30 protein-coding genes and 1 tRNA gene are annotated in these 22,119 nt (G+C 44.4%); 28 read left to right on the forward strand and 3 right to left on the reverse strand.

Annotated elements, in window-relative coordinates; genetic code table 11:
• Nucleotides 1-111: 111 nt before the first annotated feature.
• Nucleotides 112-636 (forward strand): type 1 glutamine amidotransferase domain-containing protein, encoded by a 525-nt coding sequence (locus tag M654_RS05590; RefSeq protein ID WP_026588530.1) that lies wholly within the window; start codon nucleotides 112-114, stop codon nucleotides 634-636.
• Nucleotides 637-664: 28 nt separating this feature from the next.
• Here the strand turns inward: M654_RS05590 and M654_RS05595 are convergent, their stop codons facing one another.
• Nucleotides 665-1,660, reverse strand: a complete 996-nt coding sequence (locus M654_RS05595; protein ID WP_026588529.1) for a Gfo/Idh/MocA family protein — start codon at nucleotides 1,658-1,660, stop codon at nucleotides 665-667.
• 196 nt (nucleotides 1,661-1,856) lie between these two features.
• Here M654_RS05595 and M654_RS05600 point away from each other — a divergent pair, with 196 nt between their 5' ends.
• The 3 genes from M654_RS05600 to M654_RS05610 all read left to right on the forward strand — a co-directional run bounded on the left by M654_RS05600 (nucleotide 1,857) and on the right by M654_RS05610 (nucleotide 4,860).
• Complete coding sequence (locus M654_RS05600) at nucleotides 1,857-3,008, forward strand: AI-2E family transporter (RefSeq protein WP_026588528.1); 1,152 nt, start codon at nucleotides 1,857-1,859, stop codon at nucleotides 3,006-3,008.
• Between the two features lie 87 nt (nucleotides 3,009-3,095).
• A complete protein-coding gene (locus M654_RS05605) occupies nucleotides 3,096-3,926 on the forward strand; it encodes an undecaprenyl-diphosphate phosphatase (protein WP_026588527.1) in 831 nt (276 codons plus the stop codon).
• A 118-nt stretch (nucleotides 3,927-4,044) separates the two neighbouring features.
• Nucleotides 4,045-4,860, forward strand: a complete 816-nt coding sequence (locus M654_RS05610; RefSeq protein ID WP_026588526.1) for a metallophosphoesterase — start codon at nucleotides 4,045-4,047, stop codon at nucleotides 4,858-4,860.
• 38 nt (nucleotides 4,861-4,898) lie between these two features.
• On the opposite strand, the gene M654_RS05615 is transcribed toward M654_RS05610, so the two are convergent.
• On the reverse strand, nucleotides 4,899-5,447 hold the full coding sequence (locus M654_RS05615; protein ID WP_026588525.1) for a YkoP family protein: 549 nt from the start codon (nucleotides 5,445-5,447) through the stop codon (nucleotides 4,899-4,901).
• A gap of 103 nt (nucleotides 5,448-5,550) precedes the next feature.
• Between M654_RS05615 and M654_RS05620 the strand changes: the two genes are divergently transcribed.
• Genes M654_RS05620 through M654_RS05630 form a run of 3 tightly spaced genes read left to right on the forward strand, consistent with a single transcriptional unit; the run spans nucleotide 5,551 to nucleotide 8,444 of the window.
• Complete coding sequence (locus M654_RS05620) at nucleotides 5,551-6,684, forward strand: MGDG synthase family glycosyltransferase (protein WP_026588524.1); 1,134 nt, start codon at nucleotides 5,551-5,553, stop codon at nucleotides 6,682-6,684.
• A 16-nt stretch (nucleotides 6,685-6,700) separates the two neighbouring features.
• Entirely contained in the window at nucleotides 6,701-8,200 is a 1,500-nt protein-coding gene (locus M654_RS05625; protein ID WP_026588523.1) for an alkaline phosphatase family protein, read from the forward strand.
• A 40-nt stretch (nucleotides 8,201-8,240) separates the two neighbouring features.
• Complete coding sequence (locus M654_RS05630) at nucleotides 8,241-8,444, forward strand: hypothetical protein (protein ID WP_026588522.1); 204 nt, start codon at nucleotides 8,241-8,243, stop codon at nucleotides 8,442-8,444.
• A gap of 83 nt (nucleotides 8,445-8,527) precedes the next feature.
• Here the strand turns inward: M654_RS05630 and M654_RS05635 are convergent, their stop codons facing one another.
• On the reverse strand, nucleotides 8,528-8,737 hold the full coding sequence (locus tag M654_RS05635; protein WP_026588521.1) for a zinc ribbon domain-containing protein: 210 nt from the start codon (nucleotides 8,735-8,737) through the stop codon (nucleotides 8,528-8,530).
• Between the two features lie 388 nt (nucleotides 8,738-9,125).
• Here M654_RS05635 and M654_RS05640 point away from each other — a divergent pair, with 388 nt between their 5' ends.
• The 21 genes from M654_RS05640 (at nucleotide 9,126) to M654_RS05740 (ending at nucleotide 22,043) form a co-directional block, all read left to right on the forward strand.
• A complete protein-coding gene (locus M654_RS05640) occupies nucleotides 9,126-9,488 on the forward strand; it encodes a hypothetical protein (protein WP_026588520.1) in 363 nt (120 codons plus the stop codon).
• An 18-nt stretch (nucleotides 9,489-9,506) separates the two neighbouring features.
• A complete protein-coding gene (locus tag M654_RS05645) occupies nucleotides 9,507-9,851 on the forward strand; it encodes a WXG100 family type VII secretion target (RefSeq protein ID WP_051290432.1) in 345 nt (114 codons plus the stop codon).
• 19 nt (nucleotides 9,852-9,870) lie between these two features.
• On the forward strand, nucleotides 9,871-10,578 hold the full coding sequence (locus tag M654_RS05650) for a DUF5081 family protein (RefSeq protein ID WP_026588518.1): 708 nt from the start codon (nucleotides 9,871-9,873) through the stop codon (nucleotides 10,576-10,578).
• Complete coding sequence (locus tag M654_RS05655) at nucleotides 10,575-10,901, forward strand: hypothetical protein (RefSeq protein WP_026588517.1); 327 nt, start codon at nucleotides 10,575-10,577, stop codon at nucleotides 10,899-10,901. Before M654_RS05650 ends, M654_RS05655 begins: the two co-directional genes overlap by 4 nt.
• A 135-nt stretch (nucleotides 10,902-11,036) precedes the next feature.
• Nucleotides 11,037-12,797 carry a hypothetical protein gene (locus tag M654_RS05660; protein ID WP_236251202.1) on the forward strand — a complete coding sequence of 587 codons (1,761 nt, stop codon included), beginning with the start codon at nucleotides 11,037-11,039 and terminating at the stop codon, nucleotides 12,795-12,797.
• 14 nt (nucleotides 12,798-12,811) lie between these two features.
• Nucleotides 12,812-13,204: a hypothetical protein gene (locus M654_RS05665; RefSeq protein ID WP_026588515.1), complete on the forward strand. Its 393-nt coding sequence runs from the start codon at nucleotides 12,812-12,814 to the stop codon at nucleotides 13,202-13,204.
• A 450-nt stretch (nucleotides 13,205-13,654) separates the two neighbouring features.
• Nucleotides 13,655-14,059 carry a hypothetical protein gene (locus tag M654_RS05670; RefSeq protein WP_026588514.1) on the forward strand — a complete coding sequence of 135 codons (405 nt, stop codon included), beginning with the start codon at nucleotides 13,655-13,657 and terminating at the stop codon, nucleotides 14,057-14,059.
• A 365-nt stretch (nucleotides 14,060-14,424) separates the two neighbouring features.
• A complete protein-coding gene (locus M654_RS05675) occupies nucleotides 14,425-14,595 on the forward strand; it encodes an IS1 family transposase (protein WP_142246039.1) in 171 nt (56 codons plus the stop codon).
• Nucleotides 14,596-14,609: 14 nt separating this feature from the next.
• Complete coding sequence (locus M654_RS05680; protein WP_163170546.1) at nucleotides 14,610-14,978, forward strand: DUF4234 domain-containing protein; 369 nt, start codon at nucleotides 14,610-14,612, stop codon at nucleotides 14,976-14,978.
• 9 nt (nucleotides 14,979-14,987) lie between these two features.
• On the forward strand, nucleotides 14,988-15,932 hold the full coding sequence (locus tag M654_RS05685) for an ADP-ribosylglycohydrolase family protein (RefSeq protein ID WP_026588513.1): 945 nt from the start codon (nucleotides 14,988-14,990) through the stop codon (nucleotides 15,930-15,932).
• Nucleotides 15,933-16,049: 117 nt separating this feature from the next.
• Nucleotides 16,050-16,122 (forward strand) — tRNA-Ala (locus M654_RS05690).
• A gap of 142 nt (nucleotides 16,123-16,264) precedes the next feature.
• Nucleotides 16,265-17,323, forward strand: coding sequence for a tyrosine-type recombinase/integrase (locus M654_RS05695; protein WP_026588512.1), 1,059 nt, complete (start codon nucleotides 16,265-16,267; stop codon nucleotides 17,321-17,323).
• Nucleotides 17,324-17,594: 271 nt separating this feature from the next.
• A complete protein-coding gene (locus tag M654_RS05700) occupies nucleotides 17,595-18,047 on the forward strand; it encodes a group I intron-associated PD-(D/E)XK endonuclease (RefSeq protein ID WP_026588511.1) in 453 nt (150 codons plus the stop codon).
• Nucleotides 18,048-18,051: 4 nt separating this feature from the next.
• The gene (locus M654_RS05705; protein WP_152520996.1) at nucleotides 18,052-18,516 is read left to right on the forward strand and encodes a group I intron-associated PD-(D/E)XK endonuclease; all 465 of its coding nucleotides are present in this window, start codon (nucleotides 18,052-18,054) and stop codon (nucleotides 18,514-18,516) included.
• Nucleotides 18,513-18,947 (forward strand): helix-turn-helix domain-containing protein, encoded by a 435-nt coding sequence (locus tag M654_RS05710; RefSeq protein WP_026588509.1) that lies wholly within the window; start codon nucleotides 18,513-18,515, stop codon nucleotides 18,945-18,947. The genes M654_RS05705 and M654_RS05710 overlap by 4 nt, the downstream gene beginning before the upstream one ends.
• 452 nt (nucleotides 18,948-19,399) lie before the next feature.
• On the forward strand, nucleotides 19,400-19,729 hold the full coding sequence (locus tag M654_RS05715; RefSeq protein ID WP_026588507.1) for a hypothetical protein: 330 nt from the start codon (nucleotides 19,400-19,402) through the stop codon (nucleotides 19,727-19,729).
• Between the two features lie 39 nt (nucleotides 19,730-19,768).
• The gene (locus M654_RS05720) at nucleotides 19,769-19,963 is read left to right on the forward strand and encodes a hypothetical protein (RefSeq protein ID WP_035428443.1); all 195 of its coding nucleotides are present in this window, start codon (nucleotides 19,769-19,771) and stop codon (nucleotides 19,961-19,963) included.
• A complete protein-coding gene (locus M654_RS05725; protein ID WP_026588506.1) occupies nucleotides 19,964-20,311 on the forward strand; it encodes a hypothetical protein in 348 nt (115 codons plus the stop codon).
• On the forward strand, nucleotides 20,311-20,661 hold the full coding sequence (locus tag M654_RS05730; protein WP_026588505.1) for a hypothetical protein: 351 nt from the start codon (nucleotides 20,311-20,313) through the stop codon (nucleotides 20,659-20,661). The genes M654_RS05725 and M654_RS05730 overlap by 1 nt, the downstream gene beginning before the upstream one ends.
• Nucleotides 20,645-21,019 carry a hypothetical protein gene (locus M654_RS05735; protein WP_035428441.1) on the forward strand — a complete coding sequence of 125 codons (375 nt, stop codon included), beginning with the start codon at nucleotides 20,645-20,647 and terminating at the stop codon, nucleotides 21,017-21,019. Before M654_RS05730 ends, M654_RS05735 begins: the two co-directional genes overlap by 17 nt.
• A gap of 16 nt (nucleotides 21,020-21,035) precedes the next feature.
• The gene (locus M654_RS05740; RefSeq protein WP_026588503.1) at nucleotides 21,036-22,043 is read left to right on the forward strand and encodes a hypothetical protein; all 1,008 of its coding nucleotides are present in this window, start codon (nucleotides 21,036-21,038) and stop codon (nucleotides 22,041-22,043) included.
• Nucleotides 22,044-22,119: the final 76 nt, after the last annotated feature.

Genomic DNA, 22,119 nt, shown 5'->3' on the forward strand with positions numbered 1-22,119 from the left:
TTCCCAGGCTGCCGGCTTTATCCGGCGGCCTTTTCGGAAAGAGGCATGTTTACCGCCAGAACGGGAAGGGAATAAATATAGGACCTGATGGAAAAATGGGAGGGAATCCGAATGCGATTGGAAGGAAAGAAAGTCATGGCTCTGGTGAGCGATGAATTTGAAGATTTAGAGCTTTGGTATCCGATTTTAAGGCTTAAGGAAGAAGCGGCGATCGTTCATATCATCGGTGAAAAAGCGGATCATGAATACAAAGGGAAACACGGCGTCCCTGCGGTATCGGATTATGATATGAGAAGCGTGAACATCGAAGAATATGACGCGATTCTTGTTCCGGGGGGATGGGCGCCTGATAAGCTGAGAAGATACCCCGAAGTGCTTGACATGATCCGGACATTCAACGAAAGGCGGAAGCCGATCGGACAAATCTGCCACGCCGGCTGGGTGCTGATTTCCGCCGGCATTTTGGAAGGCAGGAAGGTGACGAGCACGCCGGGGATTAAAGATGACATGGAAAATGCCGGCGCCACATGGGTGAATGAACCCGCTGTCGTTGACGGCCATATCGTGTCCAGCCGCCGCCCGCCCGATCTGCCGGCTTATGTCAAAGCATTTGCCGATCTTTTGGCGCAATATTAAGAGAGGAGCCGCCCTTCAATCCGGCGGCTCATTTGTTTGTCTTTCGGTCTGCCGGAAAAACGAGGCCGATCTGCTTTCGCGCTTCATCCATGACCGCTAAAGTGGCGAGAGACCGTTCAAACGAATTCCAGGTTGATTCGATCCGGCCCTGTTTAATTAAATTGATAAATTCGACTGTTTCATAAAACATCGCCGGCTTTTTATCAGCGAGTGTGATATCTTCAATGCTGCCGTCGCGGAAACGGATTTCGACCTTTTCAGGCCGGTGGATTTTATCGATGATGATTGAGCCGTCTTCCCCCTGAATTTCCGCCGGGATGTAGGAGTCGGCGATTTTCGAATGCATCAGGACGGCTTCATGCCCCTCATATGTTAAAAGCACCGTTCCTTCCCCATCCGCTCCCGATTCAAGGATCAGCCCGTTCGCCTTAATATCGAGCGGCCTCCCAAACAAAACGACAGCCGGATGGATGCAATAGACGCCGATATCCATCAGGGAGCCGTTTGAAAAAGCGGGATTGAACGCATTTAAAACGGTGCCGTTTCGATAGGCGTCATAACGCGAGGAATACTGGCAGTAGCTGGCTATAAAGCGACGGATTTTTCCGATCCTCGGCAAATGGCTGATGATGTTTTGAAAGTTTGGAAGAAACGTGGTTTTCATGGCCTCCATCAAAGCGACCCGGTGAGCTCGGGCTGTTTTCACCATTTCCTCAGCCTCTCCGACATGGGACGCAAGCGGCTTTTCGCATAAAACGTGTTTCCCGTTTTTCATGAAGGTCACCGCTTGTTCTTTATGTAAAGAATTGGGACTTGCGATGTAAACCGCATCAAGACAGTCGCTTGCAGCCATCTTTTCAATATCAGTAAAAACGGCGGTCACGCCGTATTTTTGGGCAAATTCGCTCCCGCGCTCCTCCGTCCTTGAATAGACGGCTGTCAATTGAAAATCGTCCGTCATCCTTGCCGCTTCAAGAAAGCGGTCTGTAATCCAATTGGTTCCGACTACACCGAACCGTATCATGCTCATTTCCCCCTCCGCAGGTGATATAAGAATAGTATACCGCGTTTTGTTTTGCAGCCGGAAGACAAAAGTCGGAAACACTTGATCACCATCTTGATGAACAAGCGGAAAAAAAGACCAAAATGCACGGTTTTTATTTTTCAGTACAGAAGCAATAGTGTACAATCTATTTAAACGACGTTAATGGAGGAACGCCATGGAATCATTGCAAATGTGGGGCGGCAGGTTTAAAAAGTTTTTCTTAGACAATAAATTCGTGTTGTTTTTGCTTGTCCTGCTGCTGATCGGACTGAACATCCTAGTATTTACGAAAGCTTCATTTGTCTTCACACCTTTTATTGTTCTCATCGAGACGGTCGCTCTGCCGGTTGTGCTGACAGGCGTTGTCTATTATCTGCTAAATCCGATCGTCGATTTTTTGGAACGGAAAAAAGTGAAGAGAGTGTATTCGATACTCCTTCTTTACATCGTGATCATCGGTTTGATTACGATCTCGATCGTCTCGGTCATCCCGTTTTTGAAGGAACAGATTATGAGCCTCGTCAACAATTTTCCAAGGTATGTCCACATTGTCGAGGATCAAATTAAACAGCTGATCGGAAGCCGGTTTTTCAACCAAGTGCAGCAGACGCTGAATATTAACCTGACGGATCTGGCCGGAAAATTATCCGATCAGGCAACAAGTATTTTAAACAGTACGTTCACCGGTGTGGGAACCTTTATCGGGGCTGTGACCGAAGTCGTTATCTCCATTGTGACCGTGCCTTTTATCCTGTTTTACTTGCTGAAGGACGGCAAAAAACTGCCGTTGTTTATTTTGAAAGTCGTCCCGGTCCGTTTAAGAGAACAGACGTATGTCATGATGTCTGAGATGAACCACCGCTTAAGCTCCTACATCAGGGGACAGATCATCGTCAGCTTTTGCATCGGCTGTCTTTTGTTCATTGGGTATATGATCATCGGCCTTGAATATGCTTCTCTTTTGGCGGTTGTCGCAGCATGTACGAGCATTGTCCCGTATCTCGGGCCGACGATTGCGATCACGCCGGCGATTATTATCGCCCTTGTGACATCCCCGTTTATGCTTGTGAAGCTGATTATCGTCTGGACCGTTGTCCAGCTGTTTGAAGGCAAATTTATTTCGCCGCAGATCATGGGGAAAAATCTGCATATCCATCCGGTGACGATCATTTTTGTGTTGCTGACGGCCGCCAAGCTGTTCGGCGTCATCGGCGTCATCCTTGCCATTCCGGGATATGCCGTCATCAAAGTCATTGTCATCCATCTGTTTGAGTGGTTTAAACAGCGTTCACACCTGTATGAAAAAACAGAAGAAGACCAAACATAAACCCCGGAAACGAACAATATAAATGCTGATAAGGACAGGTTTCCAATTTCGCGCCGTGAGATGCGAAAAAAGAGAAAGGAATGACATATGAATTTTTGGGATCTTATTGTCGCCGTTATGTTGGGAATTGTTGAAGGGCTCACTGAATATGCGCCTGTCTCGTCAACAGGGCATATGATCATCGCCGATGATCTGTGGCTCAAGTCAAAAGAGCTGCTTACTCCGGAAGCGGCCAACACCTTTAAAGTTGTGATTCAGCTCGGCTCCATTCTGGCCGTCGCCATCGTCTTCAAAGACCGGATTCTCAATCTGCTCGGCATGAAGAAAAACATCACGGAGGAGCAGAAGCAAGGCAGCCGGCTGTCGCTCGCACAAATCGCCGTCGGGCTCGTTCCCGCCGCAGTGCTTGGGTTTTTATTCGAGGATTATATTGACCGGTACCTGTTCTCCGTCCGCACCGTCGCCGTCGGACTCATCGCAGGGGCGGTTCTGATGCTGATTGCGGATGTGATCAATAAACGGAAATCTACGACTGACTCAGTCGACAGAATGACATACAAACAGGCGCTTGGTATGGGGCTGTTTCAATGTCTGGCGCTTTGGCCGGGCTTTTCCCGGTCAGGCTCAACGATTTCGGGCGGTGTCATTCTCGGATTAAATCACAGAGCGGCCGCCGATTTCACGTTCATTATGGCGATCCCGATCATGATGGGGGCAAGCTTGCTTTCCTTGATTAAAAACCGCGAATTCTTAAGCGCGGACGTTCTCCCGTTTTTTATCGCGGGATTTATCAGCGCTTTTGTGGTTGCCCTTTTCGTCGTCCGTTTTTTCCTCAGACTGATCAATAAAATTAAACTCGTTCCGTTTGCGATTTATCGGATCATTCTCGGCATTCTCCTGTTCATTTTATTTCTTTAGACCGATTTCCGAAGAGAAATCGGTTTTTTATATAGGTCAATAGATTGATATACTATTATTTCCCACTATCAAACATCCTGCCGGCTTACTATACTAGTAAGAGGGAGGAGATGTTGTTATGTTTATCATTGTACTCTTATTGTTGATATTAGGAATGATTCCTATTTTATATAAAGCGAATCACAATACAAAAGATGTGAAAGTCAACACGATTACCGTCAACCGGACACATGCAAAGACGTTCAAAAAAAAGCTGAACATCCTGCATCTATCAGATCTTCATTTAGAAAACATTTCGATCTCTCCGGAAAAGATTGTTGATCTTGCCGGCAAAAAACAAATCGATCTGATCGCGTTGACAGGCGATTTTCTTGATCGAAAACGAAGCATTCCCAAGCTGATTCAGTACTTGAAAGCGTTGCGGGAGCTCAAGCCGGCCTACGGGATGTATGCCGTGTTCGGGAACCATGACTACGTCTTGAAAGGTGAACATTTTCAAAAGCTGAAAAGCGTTCTGGAGGAAAACGGATGTGTCACCCTGCAAAACAAACACGTCTCCATAGAAGTGGAAGGCGAGGTATTAAACATTATCGGCATTGATGACTACAGTACAAAAAGAAGCAATGTCCGAGACTCATATAAAGGGGTAAAAGACGGCTATCATCTCGTACTGACGCACGATCCGAATGTTGTGCTTGATATGAAGGAATTTCACTTCGACTACCTTTTGTCAGGGCATTTTCACGGCGGACAAATTCATTGGCCGAAGCCTTATCATCTCGTGAAGATGGGAAAGCTTGTGCGAATGAATATGATCAAAGGCTTGCACTATCATCATGATAAACCTTTTTATATCAGTGAAGGATTGGGTCAGACCGGAGCCAACATCCGCATCGGAAGCAGGCCGGAAGTGACATTCCATCATATTTCATAAAAAGAAGAGGCTGCTGCATAGCATCAGTCTCTTTTTTGTTATTTTTGAAGGTAGGAATGAAACAGTTTTTCTTTTGAGATAAACAAATAATGGGATGGCGGGATGTTGCGAAAAGAAAATTGCTTTGTCATTAAAAATAAAATCGGGATTTGCGTGAGTTTCTTAAATGTCCTGTAAAACTTATTGGCAGGCTCAACCGCTTCAAATCCGAGCCGTTCAACACCTTTGTGCAGCGTTGTTATGCCGATGATCCCTTTGATTTGATCAGTGTGCTTATGGCTTTTTACATATTGTGCCAGAATCGGCATCGATACGCAAGCCTTTTGATAAATGATAATTCCCCTTCTGACAGCGCTTTCGATATTTTGCAGCTCTTTGATCAGTTTAATATTATGCAGATGAATTTTAATGAGAACATCGTTCTTTTTAATCACCGTTCCATCGCTTAATATCACATCGATCCCTTTATACTTCGTCAAACGGACGCGAAAAATGCTTCTTTTGTTTTTATCGATCAGCGTCAGTCTGGAAAAAAAATAATAAAACGGGTCAATCACACTCCATATTGACAAAAAACAGCTTCTCAAGTTGTCACCTTCCTTTCGCTTCAAAAAATTCACTTATATTTTGGCTGGATTATTTCAAAATATAAATGGAAAACATTTATCATCTGAAATGGAGGACCTTGAAATGACAACGGCACTGATTTTCCCTTTTCTCAGCATTTCAACAGGTCATCATCATGTTGCCGATTCACTTCAGGCCGAGCTGAGCCTGAAAGCGCACCACTCTGAGACAATTGATATTTTTTCACATACATATCGGCGCCTTGAAAAGGTTTCCTCCGCGGCGTATTTAAAATGGATACAATACTTCCCGAAAGTCTACAGCTCCGTCTATCACATCCTTGCCTGCGGGAGCCATGAGACGTATCGGCGCCACCTCATGTATGAACTGATCTTTTTAAAAAGCATGAAGCAGATGATCGAAGACAAACAGCCGGATATTGTGTTTTGTACGCACGCATTGCCCTCTTATTTATTAAACAAGCTGAAAGGTCAATTTCCAAACATGAAAGTCGTCAACGTCTATACCGACTTTTTCGTCAACCGGATCTGGGGCAGGGAGCATATTGATTATCACTTTGCGCCGATCAAAGATATTAAAGAGCAGCTCTTGTCCGAAGGAGTTGATGAAGAGAAGATTTTTCTAACCGGCATACCGGTTCACCGCGCCTACAAAGCGCAGGATCAAACCGCCCATCATAGCGAGAAAAAACCGTTTTACAACATGCTGATTACCGGCGGAAGCATGGGGGTGGGCGGTATTTTTAAGCTCGTGCGGGAGCTCTCGCCAAAAGGAGATGTCGCCTATCACATTCTATGCGGAAAAAACCGAAAGCTCTACCGTTATGTCAACAGCTTAAACCATCCCTTGATCCAAGCCTTTCCCTATATTGAGAGCAAGTCTGAGATGAACCGCTTATACGAACGGGCTTCGGGAATGATCACAAAGCCCGGAGGTGTTACGATCAGCGAATGCATTGAAAAACAGCTTCCGGCTTTCATCTATCATGCGCTGCCGGGGCAGGAGGAAATGAACATGAACTTGCTGAAGAAACGGAATCTTGTCATTGAGCTGAAGGACGGGAACAAACAGCCGATCGAAGAACAGCTGCTTTCTTTTTTTCGCTCGAAAGAAAGCCTCACTCGTTTCCAGGCGAATGTCAGTCAATATCTGCAAGAAAAGTCGGACCTGGACATCAGCGAAATACTCGAAAGGATTATTCATAACCGGCCCGATTTGGGGAATGCTCACGTATAAGAAAGGAGATGAATCCATGAGATCTGAAAGCCGAAGCAAACCCGTCATCATGCTGCTTGTCGATTCTTTGATGGATGAGCCCCTAAAGGAAGCCGTTAAAAGCGGTCAGGCTCCCGCCTTCAAGTTTTTTCTTGAAAACGGCCGATATGAACCGGAGGTCGTCAGCCCGTTTCCGACAATGTCAGTCAATGTTGACAGCACACTTTTGACAGGTATCAATTGTGACGGGCATAAAGTGCCTGGGCTCGTTTGGTATAACAAACAGGAGAGGCGGATTATCAATTATGGAAGCCATGTCAGAGAACTGCTGAAACTGGGCATCAAACGATCTGCAAAAGACGTTTTTTACAACCTGAATCAGACGCATTTAAGCAAACAAGTGAAAACCGTTCATGAAGAGCTTGCCGAAAAAGGAATCGACACATGCTCCATCAATGCGCTGATGCACAGGGGCGCCAGGGATGGCTATCTGCATGTTCCCGCGCTGTTTTCATGGATTACAGGTCTGAATCAGATGTTGAATATCAATGCGCCGCAGCTGTTTTCATACGGAGGCTTTTCCAAACTCAATCCGCGGAACCGATCACTGTTGAAAAAATTCGGCTTCAATGACCGCTTCTCGGTTAACGAATTAAACCATCTCATCGATTCAAACACAGTTCCTCCGCTTACCCTCGTCTATTTTCCCGACCTTGATCAGCATGTACATAAAAACGGGAGATTTGATGTCAAGGGAGTGGCCAAAGTCGACCGGCACGTCCAAAACATCTTAAACAGCTTTCGGTCAAGGGAAGATGCATTAAGGAATTATATTTGGATCATTTTGGGCGACAACGGACAGGCCTGGATCAGCAAAACGAAGACAGAAGCATTGATCGATTTAAGAGGTCTTTTGGATCGCTATCAAATCGTCAAATTAAAAAAAGGCGTGGCGGCGGATGATCAAATCGTCCTTGCTGTCAACGAAAGAATGGCCTTTATATACACGCTGGACAAACGAAAGCTTTCACTGGAACAGCTGGCTGCCATTCTGGAGAAAGACGCGAGAATCGACGTCATCGCATGGAAAAATGACGCGAACGCCATCGAGGTCATCTCGGGTGACCGTGAAGGAAAGCTGACATTCAAACCGGGCGGCGCTGCCGCAGATGAATATGGACAAACATGGACGCTTGAAGGCGATCCTGACGTTTTGGATTTGACGCTCCAAAATGACAGCATCACCTTCGGCCGGTTTCCGGATGCGCTGGCGCGGCTCCACTCATCGTTTTTTTCACATGAAGGCGATTATCTCATCGTCAGCGCAAAGCCCGGATATGAATTTATCGGCGAAGGTTCACCGACACACGTCGGCGGCGCCAGCCACGGTGCCTTGCACAAACAGGATTCTCTTATCCCGATGATCATCACCGGAACGGACTCTCTGCCGAAATATAACAGGCTCGTCGATGTGAAGGAGTGGATCATCCGTTTGGTCGAAACCGAAAACGCCGCTGACATTGGTGGAAAAGGGTGATAAAATCATGTAAATTCCAAATATAGAAAGTGGTGGGAATGTGAAGAAAGCCATTTTAGCCGTCTTCCTGATCCTGAATCTTTTCTATATCACAAATTATTTATTTCGATATGCCAGACCGTTTAACATATTGGGGACCTTTTGGCTGGTTGATTTTGTGATCGGCATCCTCTTGTCTGTCACAGTTCTCTTCTCCTTTCATCGCCATTCCAGCGGAAGCTTGTTTTTGGCGATCGTGTTTTAGCGTCAGCTATCCGTTCACTTGGTGTTTATAGCCTTTATTTTCTGCTGGCAACATAAAAAAGAGACTCACTTTCATGAGTCTCTTTATCCTCCAAAAAACAAATCGAGAATGTTTCCCGCTGTTGATGACTCTTTATTGTAAAGCTCAGAATAGCCGCATTTTTTGCAGTAAACGACGAGAAAACGGTTATTCTGCACATCAAACAATTTGGAAAGTCCGGTGCCTGTGGCTGCAATTTCCTTCTGGCCGGCTTCCGTACTCCCGCACTTGATGCATCCTTTCTGTTCACTCATGACGCTTTCTCCTTTCCCAGTGTCTAATCGAATAATTCCATTATACTGTAATGTCCTTTATAAGAAAAATATTTCTCAGGAAATGATTAGAAGAAGCGCTCGTTTATCCCTGTTTTTCAAGTTTGAAAATGCGTCTTTAGCTGTGTTGACATCAAAAATACACGGATCAGAGCATGAAGAAATGGCCTCGGAAATAAAGTGAAAAAGGATAATAAGACTAATCCTTTATCCTTAGTAAATAGGCCTATGATCTCATTCGTTTCATAAAAACGATTCATTTAACCTATTCATTCATATAGGACCTTCATGTAAAATTAACCTATTACAATATCATCCACTAGAGGAAAATAGTTTTTATTGACTAGTAGAATCGAAAGGAGCCGCTGCCGTGGGCGAAAGTTTTTGGGATTCAGCAGGTAACTTTTTGCACATTTCCTACACGGAAAATGAACGCAAACGGGATCAGTATAAAGATTTATATGACTATTTGGCTGATAAAGAAAGCGAAGTCAAAACCGAATTATCGGATGTTAAATCGACAAAGAACAGTTATAAGACGAGCAATCTGCCAGACATGAAAATTCCTTCTCATGAATTTGAGGACACCCGTCATGAAAAAGATGCCGATCTAAAGAAATTGATCAAGCATTTTGACGATATGCTCGATGATATTCAACACGCTAAGACGAAGGCCAAAAGCAAGTGGGAGCATTATAAAGCGAAAGCGGAAGCTGAAGAGAAAAAGGGCTAAAGGAGGGAAAGGCGGATCATGTACGGATATTCCAACTATAATACTGCCAAGTCGAAAGTAAGCGGAGAAGCCGTGGAAATTTCCCATAACGGAGCGGCTGAAGCTCTTGCCCATGCAAAAGCAATCGAAAAGCATGTCAGCGACTCGCTGAACAAGGCGAACGAATTAAAATCATATGTTGAGAGCGGTAGATGGAGCGGAAAAACGCGAGATGCTTTTCTGAGCTATCTTGAACTGATTATTGATTTAAATGCAGATATGAAAAAGGCATTGAAAGATCATACGTCTTCTTTGAAGCATTTAGAAAAACACATCGGCGATTTTTCAAAGCTCAGCGAAGTGAAGGATATACAAAGCCTATAAACATGGAAGGGGAACGGACATGCAGGTGAAAATAGATACGCTGACAGCGGCTGAGCTCTACGCTTTGGCTGGAGCGGCCGAAGTATCATACATATTCGGCCTTCCCGAGCGCGAACAGCTCGCACTGGTTGAGCCCGATTGCGCGGTGACGGCTAAGGACGGCCTCATTCGAAAGGGCATCCTGACAGAAAAAGGAGATTTGACACATGCTGCTTTTTTGCTGACGGAAATGCTGAAACACTATCACGAAAGCAAAGAATACGTGCGTTTCAATAATGTGATGTGCGCTTTTCTGCCGGACGACGAAGACCGCGTCATCGCATTAACAGAAATCACCCCTGGCACAGCCTACACATTGGACTTTTTGGAAAAGCGGGAAGTTTATTTATCGCTGATTTCAAAAGTGTCCTTTTTCATGAGAGAGCCGCGGGAAAAAGACCGGACCTTTTTAACAAAACCGATGAATCCCGATGAAAAAGCGGAAGTGAGGGCGATGGATCTCGACCAAAGAGAGGTCCTGGCTGTTGAAACATTCAAGTTTGCTGCAGTTCAAAACCTGACAGACCCTGGTTTTCAAACAACCAGCCTGTATTTCACAAAGGGTGAAGATTTTATTTGCATCGATCCGTTAAATGAACGATACGAATGGATCAGCCTTTACATCATGAATAATCGGATTTTCGACGCGCTTCACATGAACTTCAGAGCAGGGAGGGCGATGGTATGAATGCGGAAAGCGCAGGTTCTGGCGGCGGAGGCACAAACATCCAACTGGAGTTTGAGGAAATGATCAACATTTCAAATAAACTGCAAAGCATTTGCGAGATTTACACAGAGGGTGTTCAGTCGGAAATTCAAAAATTGACGAATTCTAAATTTTATAAAGCTGGAAAAGCATTGAAAACGATTGAAAGCTACCCGGAGATTCTCGGGAAAACAATGGAGCTCATGGATAATTACGCGATGGCCGCCCAGATTGTCAACTATGCAGCGGAAAAAATGTATGAAACAGATAAAGAGCTCCAAAAACTTTACAAGATCCAGAAATAGAAGCGAGGCGATCACCTGATGGATGTGAAATTCAGCCCGGAAGATTGGCAGACCATGAAGGACGGCCTGGATACGTTAACGGGCGGAAAATACGGAGGCGGAGCGAAATCCGGCCTTTTAAATCTGAATAACCTCATGGAAGATATCGAATCAAAAATTAAAGACAAGGACAGCGACAGAGCGATCGGCTTTAGCCATACCAGTAAAAAGAGCAAGATCGAGGAGCTGTTCAAGGATTATCAAAAACTGTCTGACTTTTGCCTGAAAGCCGGCACTCTAGTAGATGACCACATTGACAACCCTTTCTACAAAGAGCTGGACGCTTTTGCAGATCAGATGGAAGGCTTATCCATCCACAACTACAAGACGAAAAACCGCATCGGCTCCAAAGAGACAACTTATGTCGGCTACGGCATGAACAAGACGGCTGTCGAACAGGACAAAAGTGACATCACCGTAGATGATATTTTCAAAGATTCAAAAGCGTTTGATGATGTGCTGAGTGAACAATATAAAGCATATAAGGAAGTCAATCCGGATGTTGAATTGACGTATGAGGAATACTCGAAAGCGATTGTGTCCGCCCGCGGTTTTGAGTACGAATCGATCAGCGACGTCCAAAAGGGTCAGGAATTTTGGCGTGATCTGATCGTTGGCGGCGGTATTGTCGTGCTGGCGATCTTCTGCGCACCCGCGGCTATCACTGTAGGAATCGCATACGGAGGAGCGCAAATCTCCAGCGGGATAACAGGGGAAGACTGGATGACGAAACGCGAGTTAAACAAAGGCGAACGCATTGAAAGAACCGCATTCGGCGCCCTTGATATGATCCCAGCGGCAGGAGCGGCGACAAAATCGTTCAAAACAGCGGCAACGGTCGGAAAATTATCAGGCAGAACGGAGCCTGTGGTACAATCTCTTAAAGAGAGCAAGTCCCTCTGGGCGAACCGCATGAGAGTCCATACACTAAAAGCACAAGACAAACTCAATGACGCCGGCTTTGCCATTAAAAAACAGTTCGCCAAAAGCGCGGACGCCTTAAACGACATCGCCCGCGGCACAGAAGTAGGCGCCGGCGGCACCCTCGCCCGAAAAGGCTCCAATTACTACGGCCATGTCAACGACGCCCATACAGCTTCGAAAGCGAAGATGCAGGACTCGATTCAGCGGGTTGAGAGGGAGATTGAGGGTGGGAAAGGTACAAATGGTTTAAAGAATGTTACTAAGGATGTACCTAAGATTACAAAAGGAAAATATGGATTTAATGAAACCCGACAGTTAAAAGGGTTTGGGCATCAAATTGATGATGAAATAAAAAAGCATGAGCTAACGTTAAAGCAATTTAATGAATTAAAATTAAAACCCATATCTGAGTTAACAAATAAAGAAGTTAAGATAATGAAAGATATTCGAGATGCAGTGCCATTGATTAACAAAGATACTTTGTTACAAAAGACAATTCCTTCATCAGATATTGAGAAATACTTATCTGGACAATACACTGAAATTGGAGGGTATATTGCTAAAGCAGAGGATGTTGGGCATATAAATAAATATGACGATGTAGTCGAATCATTTAGATTAGATTATTCGTTTCCAGATGGAACAAGGCCTTTTCCTGAAGGGGGAAGTACTTACGGTATGATTAGATTCAAGACCAAAGAAGTTGATAAAATAAGTATCCCCTATGGAGAAAGAATGGGGGGGACAAATACTGATGGTCCGCCGTGTACACAAAACGGTTTTACTAGTGCAAGGAATGGAGAAATCGTACCCGAATGGCAATTCCAAGGAAGATTTGAACCTGAAAAGGGAGCAGAGCTTTATACAGTAATCAACGGTGAAGAGAAATTAATTGCAATCTTTGATAAAGGTAGGTTTAGACCAATTGAATAGGAGAGGAAGACGGGATGAGCAAAACAATAAAAAAAGGTAGATTTGGTGTTTACCACGGTAAGGAATATAGAATTTATGAAGGTGATAATGGGGAGTATGAATTAGTTTCAAACGATCCAGAAGATTTACAAAATGGTTTTGTTGAAGAGTATCCATTAACTTATGTTAAAAATGTAAAGAAAGAAGAAATAGCAAGTTCTTATAGGATAATACCCTATGCCATTTATCAAGGGGAAAAGCTTGATATAAGTGAGCAAATTAAAGATGGAAAAGTTAATTTAGGTACTTCAGATGCTGCAATTGCCAAGAAATTGAATTTCGAAAGAACAGATAAATATTTTCATGAAAAATGGATTCCTAAAGAGGAAGTGCAAATTGTAGAAGAACGAGAAGAGATAAAATTATAAATTTTCTCGGTTTGTTTTGGAGCTATGAGATACTATAAATGCCCTTTATAGTTGAAACCTTTCGATTCCATTGCAATAAATCTGGTTTGAGTAGCCTATGGAGTTCGGAGCCATCTGCCGGAGAGTTTTTATATTGTATGATGTCAGATTCCAGGAAATTATTAATGGTCTTGAATTTCCAGTCTTTCGTAAAGTAGATAAAAGAGTTTTAAATTAGAAGCTGAAGAATAGCCGAGGATTTTTCTGATAAGGACATCAATGGTGAGGGGCTATTTCATAGATAATCGGCAAAGTTAGTAAAGAAATTATGGGAAACTTGAGAATTGGAACCTTGATCGGCCGGCAGAAACATTAAGAAAAACTCTTCAAAAACGGGCTGCAGCCAGCGTCACCCTGTTACTAAAACGTAGCCAGGTGATTGCAATTAATGAATAAATAGAGGTTAAGTTTATGAGAAATGGCATTTGGGCTCTTTACAAAGGTAAAGAATACGAAGTTATTAAACATGACCATGACAATTACGAATTATTCACCAAAGATCCTGATACTGCACAAGTTGGTTTTGAGTTAGATATGACAGGGTATTATTGTAAACATGTTCGAAGGAATGAAATTTCTTCTGTTTACGATATCAGATTCCAGGCAATTATGAATGGTCTTGAGTTCCCTGTCTTTCGTGAAGAAGATAACAGAGTTTTACTTGGGAGTGAACTGCATGGTCCAGATGTTATTAAACATTATGGATTTGTTCAAGTTGATCGCTTTGAATATGAAAAATGGGTTGATAAAAACGAAATAAAGAAAATTGAAGAAATTAAAATACCTATGTGGGGATTTCCTGCGCCCAAAAATTAATCGTTTTTGAAATTATTTATTGCTTGTAAAGGGCTCCACTTTATTTATCTTTTAAATAGTATAGAAAAAGTACCACAATTCAGGATAATTCTTATAATAAGACATTGGTTGATAAAAACATTGTCTCACTATATGCATTTTAGGCTTACACAAGCTGTTGGTATCTTTCCCAAATAAGCACTGATCTCAACGCAATAGCTCACCTACTCCTGCAAAGCTTCATACAAGAGTCAGAATTCAACAGGGGAGAAGGGATATAAAGGGTGTATTTGAAATTAATAATGTGCGGCTAAAACACATTGGTCAAAATTATGCAATTCATAGACCTTTGAAATAAACCAGAAACCACACCAAGGAGCAAACAAATGACCAACCAAACCAAAAAACCAAAATGTCCGCTATGCGGCAGTGACAACCTCACCAAGAAAAAAAGAGGCTGGACGATTACGACAGGTGTCTTCGGAATGAATCAAATGCGATATACATGCCATGACTGCGGGAAGAAGTTTATGGAATGGAAAGCGGATTACAGCTGACGCGGGAGACACGTATGAAAACAAGAGAAAAAAACGTCTTTCTAATGTTAATCTTAACGATCTTTACGTTGGGTATTTATTATATTTACTGGATTTTCGACACATCCGAGCATATGGAGGATGAAAGCCGTCTGCCGGCAACAGAGGTTTTCTTCGGTATCATCACCCTTGGGATTTACTTTGTTTATTGGCATTATAAAACGGCTAAAAAGGTCTACCATTTCGCACAGTCTAAAGGGTATAAAGGGATAAGCGACCAATCGATGATCTGTCTGCTCTGTTCTCTCATCCCGTCAGGGGGCTGGATCATTTCGATGGGATTGATTCAAACGAATATCAACACGCTGCACTTTTTGGAGAGCAGAAAAAATCAGCAGAAGTAAGCGAGTGTGATGAAAATGGCGGATCGTCTTTTCCCCGTAATCATCGGCGGTATTGTCGGTGATGCGCTGGGCGTGCCGGCGGAATTTAAAGCGAGAAATTTGAATATTAAAGGAATGACCGGGTATGGCACATACAATCAGCCGCCCGGTACATGGTCGGACGATACATCGTTAACATTGTGTTTCATGGAGAATTTGATAGAAGAAAAAGATGAAACAGAATTGATGAAAAAGTTTGCGGCCTACCGAGAAGGATACTGGACGCCATACGGCCGCATGTTTGATATTGGAAGAGCGACAGATGAAGCGATTGAGTGTTTCATGCGGGGAACACCTGTCGAGCAATGCGGCGGGGCCTCTGAGTTTGATAATGGAAACGGGGCATTGATGCGTATATCTCCGCTGGCGTTTACCCAGTCGGCAGAACCCGATTTTTCCAAAAGGAAAGCGGAGATCGAACGTTGGGCGCATATCACACACCGCCATCCCCGTTCAACGCTCGGATGCATCATTTACATCGAATGTTTAATCAACTTAATCCGTCATGATCAACCTGACATGGCTTATCGAAAAGCGGTTCACTTATGTTTGGACCATCTTTCTGAGAGCGAATACGAGCGTGAATTTGCAGCATATGAGAGAGTCCTTAATGAGGAAATGGCCGGACTTCAAAGAGAAGACATCATCTCCGACGGCTATGTCGTCCATTCATTAGAAGCGGCGCTTTGGTGTTTTCTCCATCATGATCGCTATGCCGATGCTGTCTTAGAAGCCGTGAATCTTGGCGGGGATACGGACACCATCGCGTTTATCACGGGGACGCTGGCAGGCGCGTATCATCAGCTGGAAGGCATTCCGGAAGAATGGATCAACGCCTTGGCGAGAAAAGACGACATATTGGCCTTGTGTAAAAAGTTTTCGCAATTTTGCCTTGAACAAGCAGCAAAGTCATGAAGGAAAATACCGTTTTAAATCGGTATTTTCTTTTAATTGAGCTAATATGAAATAAATCAAAAAACCCCTTGCTTTTATTCGAAATTCCATCTATAATAAATCATGTCTCAAATAAACGGGGCATTAGCTCAGCTGGGAGAGCGCTACACTGGCAGTGTAGAGGTCAGCGGTTCGAGCCCGCTATGCTCCATACTCCGTAAAAATACCGGTATATCAACGATGACTAAACGTTGACTTATCCGATGACTTAAACAGCGTAGCGCTTCCGATCACAACAGCGCAGCGCACCGTTTTTCAATCGTCTTCCAAACGAAATGGGAGGCGATTTTTTAATGCACTCGGAAAATCGAAAAGGAAAACGCGTTAAATCCGGACGGTCTAGCGTCAAGACTTCGCGGAAAGGAACGTATGATCTCGAATACATTTTCGAAAGACTTTACGATGCCAAACGCGCAGAGGATGTCGTACAAGAAACGATCGAGCGTTATCAGCGGGCATGTGAGTACCTCACTTTATACGCTGGAACAATCGGACTGGACGCAGACATTCGTCATATTGACGTTGACTTTGCGCGCGGGTTCGTTTCTTGGTTGCGGACCGAAAAGGTTAAGTTTGACGGTCACAAATTCAAATTGGACAAACACAAAACGAAGGGTCTTTCGGCTAGGTCTGTGAACGATTATATAAAGACTGTTCGAACTTTCTTTAGATTCGCGGTTAAAGAAGGGTATACGGATGATAACCCTTTTCAAGACATTTCATTAATAAATGCACCGGAAAACCCTGTGAACATCTTAACGCCCGATGAAATGCGCTCTCTTTTAAATACGATGGACCAACGATCATACGTCGAGTTTCGAGATTATGTCGCGGTAACATGTCTAATTGATTCGATGATGAGGGTTGGCGAAGTGATGTCGATTAAGGAGCAGAATATTGATTTTGGGTCGAAAATGCTAGTCCTTGAAGGGAAAGATGTAAAAAATCGAAAGGGAAGGTTCGTTCCGTTGGAGGATGACACACTTCGATTGTTGCGTGAACTAATAAGGGAGAATGAGGATTTCGATAGTGACTATGTATTTTTGGCAAATTACGGAGAGAAGATGACTACAAATAATTTTAGACAGCGTTTAAATGCCTATGCAGAAAGAGCAGGAATAAAGAAGCGTGTTCATCCACATTTGATACGACATACAGGGGCAACAATGTTTCTGGAAAATGGAGGAGATATTCGTCATTTACAGATGATACTTGGACATAAGGATTTAAGGATGGTAATGAGATACACACACCTATCTAAAAAAGCATTAACTGAAGAGCATAGCAAGCACTCTCCATTGGTTCAGATAAAAGAAAATTCGAATAAGAAAAGGAAAACACGACGCAAATAGACTCGGCCAATCGGCCGGGTTATTTTTTTTTGTCTAAAACGTGTGCCGATCCGAAAGTGACTTCGCAACTATTTATGACAGCGAAATTTTAAAAACGGTGTCCATTTCGGAAAGTTACCTTGCAGTTATAAGTGAAGGCGGGAAAATCTTCGGAATTGATGTCCCAAAAACGGTGTAACTTGTGGGGTTGTATAAGTGAAGGCGAAAAAATTTCGAATTTATTGTGCGGTTTTGAAAAGTCGCGGGTATTATTACGTGAGGAGGTGGTCGGATGGGTAACGCAATAAATAAACGAAACTTTTACGGGTACGCAGCGGAGAATATCGTTCGCGCAGATTTAGCGAAGAAAGAAATCGTCAGCCTAAGTCCGGATATTCCGTGGACGCATTACGATCTGGTCGCGGACATTAACGGATCGTTCGTAAAGATACAGGTTAAGACGAAGATAGAGCATGACGGCTACCGGATGGTTATCGATAACAGAAAATCGAACGGAGTTAGTCGTCCATATACCAAAAGTGACTACGACATTCTAGCAATCGTAGATTTAGAGAGTCGGAGGATTGCGTATCTACCCTACGGAGTATGGCAGGGCCGTTCGCAAATTTCGATCATGCTCCGGGAGGTGGTTGATATGAACGGATATGGGCGAGGAAAACAGCCATTATATTTTTCGGATTACACGGATTTTCCGGAAGTTATAACGAAAGATATTGCGGGGTGATGGTATGAATAGAAGAGGAATGATCGGTTACGCATCGGAGAAGCTCGTAGAACTAGATTTACTGTTTCAAGGAGTAGTAGTTTTGCTTCCGTCACAGCCCGATTTAGAATACGACCTAGTCGCGATAGTAGACGGTGGGCATTTTAAAGTGCAGGTGAAAACGGGAAAAAGGAAGGAAGATAAGGCATTAATTGCGGATCTTAGGAAGTCTGCCAATCCGAGAAATCCGTATAAAAGACTTCATTACGAACAAGGTGACGTAGATATATTCGCCATCACTGATCCAGAAACCAGGAGAGTAGCGTACTTCCCTTTAGGCGAAGTGAAGCGTGAAGTGACGTTTAGGTTTGAAGAAAGATCGTGCAATAACGGACATGAGGAGAGGCCATTCGACGACTTCACCGACATAAGGACGGCAATAGAACGAATGAAAAGATTACGTGGAAACGCGGAGGAGGTATCCGCATGACAAACGAACATCAACGACTTGTCTCAGTCGAATCGCAGTCCGAATATAACCTGACGTCCGGCAAGTCCGAAACGCGCATCTTCGTCAAAATGTACGTCGATGCCGTTAAGAAAGGACTGATCGCGGACATCGGAGCCGACCGTTGGCAAACGTTGTGTGTCCTCTCGTCATTCATGAACGAAAAGGGCGAATGCTACCCAACGCAGGATCAGATCGCGAAGGCGTTAAACGTACGAAGAGAGGCCGCAAACAAACGTATTAAGGCTCTTTGTGATTATCGTTGGCAGGGGCGTCCGTTAGTCGTAAAGCAGAAGACGAGAGATCCGAAAACTCAGCGGTGGGAGAACGCGCGATACACGATCATGCCGATCAGCCAACTTGCGATTTTTGACGGGGACACGGAGGAATTACCGGAGCCACGTGACGAGTAACCACACATGGCTTAGCCATATACGGCTAGACAACACACTAACAAGAACCATCTTTTAACTAGAGCCATTAAGAACTAGATAAATAATAGCGCTCATATACATTCGCGCGGATATTCTTAAATAAAAGATGTATCGCGATTAAAAACATCTGCAAGAGTGAGCGAAAGCGAACGATTGCTAGGTCTAATTAGTAAAAGAAAGGATGTGCTCTTTATAACGTTTGTACTGCTTACTCTGTTCATACTACTTTTATTAATATACGGAGAAAAGAACTGCAAGGAAAAGGTTTATAGGTGCCATAAAGGGCATGTGTTTAAAAGTCCTCAAACAAAAACTGTTATGGATTACGACGGTTTCGATACAGACATACAGGTTTGTCCTGAGTGCGGGTGTGATGAGGCATTTTATAAAGAAATTCAAGCAACTTATTAACGAAGGAGCTGACGAAAACCATGCCGATTGAAATCGTACTATCCCCCGATTACAAACTCACGTCAGACGAACGCAATATCATCGTAAATGAACGCTATTTCACCGATCCAACGAAAGCACCGAACTGGCCGAAGCGTCTCGCCGAAAATCCCGACTTAGATCCTTCCCCGATCGCACGTTGGCGAGAGGTCGCGTACTTCTCATCGGTTGATCGCGCAATCATGTTCGTCATGGATCGGCGTGTAAAACTATCGGACGTCAAGACGCTGGAAGACCTCGCACGAATTATACGAGAATTTCGCGGGGAATTAGCGGCTTTGCTGACGATCGAGGGTAATCGTAAGGGCTGACGTTGGAAGGGCGAAAATACGCGTAATGGAGGCGTTAAAATGACGGACGAAATCGCAGACCTTCGCTGTACTATTGCGGGATTGATTGCGGAAAACGAGCGGTTGAAGGCGGAGTTAGTGAAGGCGTCCGAACTATTATCGAAATCACAAGACGCTTTCTACGAATGGAATATGTATCATTTTCCGATATGTGAAGAGATCGGTTTATATCTATACGAAGAGGAGGGCGAATAGATGAGCGAAATTAAAAAGCCGGTAATTACGAAGGAGCAGGCGGAGGCGTTAGAGATAATGCGGAGAATCGGAGGCCCCGATAACTATATCCTTATGGCAGCTTGCGACGGGATAATCGGTGGTGAGCTTGCGGATATCGATATCATGACGCTCGCGGCCGCATTAATCAACGGATACGAAGTCGAAAAGACGCCGGAGGAGAAGGTGCGGGAGTGGTTCGAAGAAGAACGAGAAATAGGTGACGAGTACTATAATCGCGGTGAAGAACATCGGTCCCAGGACGTAGTTCAGACGATTATAGACACACTTGATATTCTCGGAATCAAAATCGAAGGGGTGAATGCGTAATGACAAAAGATGAACTCGAAGCGATCCGTCAGCGTGTGGAAGCGGCAACGGAGAGCTATTGGGCCGCAGATGATAGTGAGTGGCCGGGAAACGAAAATCTTCGGTATTGGGTAAACACACATTGGGACGGCGTTGCGGCGGCAGTAACGAAAGAAGACGCAGAGTTCATCGCGCACGCCCGCCAAGATATTCCGACTTTGCTCGATCACATTGCGGAGTTAAACGAAATAGTTTCGCGTTGTCGATGCGAAGAATGTGGCGATGAAGTAGGCGATAATTGGACGGAAGTTGGAGGCGTTATCTATTGTGGATTTTGCGCAGGTGGTGACGAAAATGCCGACGACAGATAAACCGGTATCCAAATGGAATGTGCGCGACTTCCAGGCGTATTTAAAGGCGGAGCATGAGCGGCTGTACGGCGTCCCCTACGTTCCGATGCGCGGATGGCAGGCCGAAGCGGGAATGCTCGGGCGCTGGGTCGGAACGAAGCGGAAGCCGGGCGAATACGGGCCGGAAGTAACGAAGCGCTTCATCGATCTATGCTTTGCGGAATACAGGCCGACGGCAGAATGGCCGGGGATCAGCTTCGGATTTATGCAGACGTATATGGGACGGAATTTACAGAGGGCAGTAGCGGAAATCAAGGCCGAAGAAGAGGCGCAACAAAGGCGAGAGCGGCAGGCGGAAATCGGCGACGACTTTTATTAAACGGAGGGATTGCGAGATGGCTAAAACGAAAAAGTATGTGCGGATTTTGAAGGCGGGAGAACCTTCGTATTGGTATGTAAATAAGATCGGTCGGATGTTTGAGTTCGAAAGAGAAGGCAATTTTACGTACAAAACAAGAGAAAAAGACGGTAGTTTAGCAGTAATACGAAAAGAAGACGCCGAACTTATCGTCACAGAAAAGCGTCCGGCTAAGGTAGGCGAGCGTGTGTTGATTACGGATACAGAAGATTCACAAGAGTATAGGAACGGCGAGGAATACGAAGTGACCGATGTTCATTACTATAGTGTTTCAGTTAAGGGGCGTTCTTTAGTGCTCTATAATGATGAATACGAAGTCATCGTCAATAACGAAGTTAAAAACGAGGAGGCTGACGATATGAAAATCGATTTGAACGCAATGGGGTACGATGAACTAATCGAGCATGGAGAAGCGGTTATGAGGGCGATCAGACTACGCTCTTATGGCGAGGGCTATAAACAAGGAAAATTCGATGCGGACATGGATGCGACTTATATGCGGCCACAGGAAAAGACCGCACAAGAACGACGAGATGAAATCGTTGAGCAGGCGAAGGCGGACGTTGAGCGGCTTAGAGAGAATAACAGACGGCTGAGGACGTTCAACATTTCGTTAGAGGTTAATCGAAAAGCCCGATCCGTTGAAGCTGTCGCAAAGAAACCAAATAGTAGGACTGCGTTTTATGGAACGGCAATATGTGCACCGGACGACTGCTTCAACGTCCATATCGGAAAGGCTATCGCTCTTCATCGCGCACTTGGACTCGAAGTACCTGACGAATATTTGAACGCGCCAAATCCGACTGAGGTTCGTGTGGGAGACGTGGTTGAATGTCGTCCTTTGAAAGATATAAGACATGTGAAAGTTGTTGCGGACGGTGAATACATCGGCACTGGGCTAGATAAAGCCGCGATCTCATCTGTTGCAGTCACATGCCGTCTTAGACGAATCATCGACGACAGCCGGACGGAGGTGGGCGAATGACATACGATCCAGCAGGAGTAACGACTGACCTCGATTTTGTCGAAGGTATGCTACGCGTCTTAAAAACCTCTGAGTT

The organism is Bacillus sp. NSP9.1 (genome assembly GCF_000465465.2).
GTDB lineage: Bacteria > Bacillota > Bacilli > Bacillales > Bacillaceae > Bacillus > Bacillus sonorensis_A.